Consider the following 1480-nt stretch of genomic DNA (forward strand, 5'->3'; position numbering starts at 1 on the left):
GAGTTTTCGTCGTTGGTTAGTTGGCGAGCTCGATTCGGGTCGGATGAGTCTGATTGAAGCTCGGGAAAGATTCAGTCTTCCCCTTCATTTTCATAGGATGTACAAACATTGGCAAGAGAAATATTCTGATGAAATCCACTTATCTTTACAGTCTATGAGCGCAAAAGAAAGAACTGCTATCAAGGCTTTAGAGAAGCGGGTCAAGGAATTGGAGAAGCAATTAGAGCTGGCACAGATGAAGAATGTCGGGCTACATACGATGATTGACATTGCTGAAAACGACTATAAACTGGAAATCAGAAAAAAGTCTGGGCCCAAACAGTAGAGGTTCTGACACAGATGTATCCTCTGGTTTACAAGGGTATACTGTGTGGTCTGTTTGGGTTTAGCCGTCAGGCGTGGTACGATAACAGGAAACGGCGGTCATCGTTTCAGATGCAGGAAGTATTTATTTTAAGACAGGTAAAGCAATTGCGAAAAGAGCATAAACGTATGGGTGCTGAAAAGCTTCATTTACTGATAAAAGACACACTTTTGGATCATAACATCAAATATGGCAGGGATAAATTTTATTATTTGTTACAGGCCCATGGTTTATTGGTAAAGCGTCGCAGGTCGGGAGCACGAACGACCAATTCCAATCACCTTTACCGTAAATACCCCAACCTTATCCGCGATATAGAGCTACAGAGCCCTAATCGGTTATGGGTAAGTGATATCACGTATATCCGGACCCAAAAAGGGTTCGTTTATCTTTCTTTGGTTACCGATGCGTACTCAAAAAAAATAGTTGGCTGGAGCCTGTGGCCTGATCTGACCAGTGAAGGTGCATTAAACGCACTACGTATGGCCGTAGAGGTGGAAAGCGCAAAACAAGGACTTATCCATCACTCCGACCGGGGCATACAGTATTGCTGCCATGATTACGTAAACTACCTAAAGGGGTCTAAAATAGATATCTCAATGACCGATAACGGTGATCCTTACGAGAATGCCATTGCAGAACGGGTTAACGGTATCCTAAAGGATGAATATGAGCTGAACGAAGTGTTCAGCGACTACCATGAAGCTTTGGAGGCAACAAAGCGTGCCATTCATAAATACAACACGCTACGTCCGCATCGAAGCATTGGCTTGATGTGTCCGGTTGATGCCCATCGACAGTCAGGTGAACTGAAAAAACACTGGAAAAAACGCATATATGCTGCAAAGGAAAAATCAGGGGAGAATACGAAACCCGTATCCCGAAACCAGGGATAGCTAATAGAAATGATTGAACATTAGGGTGATGGTAACTGAAAGTAAAAAAAATTAGGAGGTAGCGGAACAACTGTCAAACTTTTCAGGAATTAAAAGAAAGAAATCTACGGAAAACAGATGAAAGAAATAAGTAGATTTGTAAAACAGTAATTGATAGAAATCAATTATTAGCTACCAGTAAATAAAGTTGAAACCCGTCAAGCTATTTCAGGAATAGACA

Annotated in this window: 2 protein-coding genes; both read left to right on the forward strand. The window is 41.8% G+C overall.

Going from position 1 to position 1480, the window contains the following annotated elements:
- Positions 1 to 325, forward strand: a 325-nt coding sequence (locus G5B30_RS17315) for a hypothetical protein (protein WP_410528448.1), incomplete at its 5' end; no start/stop codon positions are given.
- 14 nt (positions 326 to 339) lie between these two features.
- Complete coding sequence (locus tag G5B30_RS17065) at positions 340 to 1260, forward strand: IS3 family transposase (protein ID WP_240903249.1); 921 nt, start codon at positions 340 to 342, stop codon at positions 1258 to 1260.
- The last annotated feature ends 220 nt before the right edge of the window (positions 1261 to 1480 follow it).

Source organism: Sphingobacterium sp. SGG-5, assembly GCF_011043525.1.
In the GTDB taxonomy this organism is placed as follows: domain Bacteria; phylum Bacteroidota; class Bacteroidia; order Sphingobacteriales; family Sphingobacteriaceae; genus Sphingobacterium.

What these genes read in the sequence shown, in the direction of transcription:
- G5B30_RS17065 (WP_240903249.1), top strand. Translation starts at nt 340, where the DNA reads ATGTATCCTCTGGTTTACAAGGGTATACTGTGTGGTCTGTTTGGGTTT.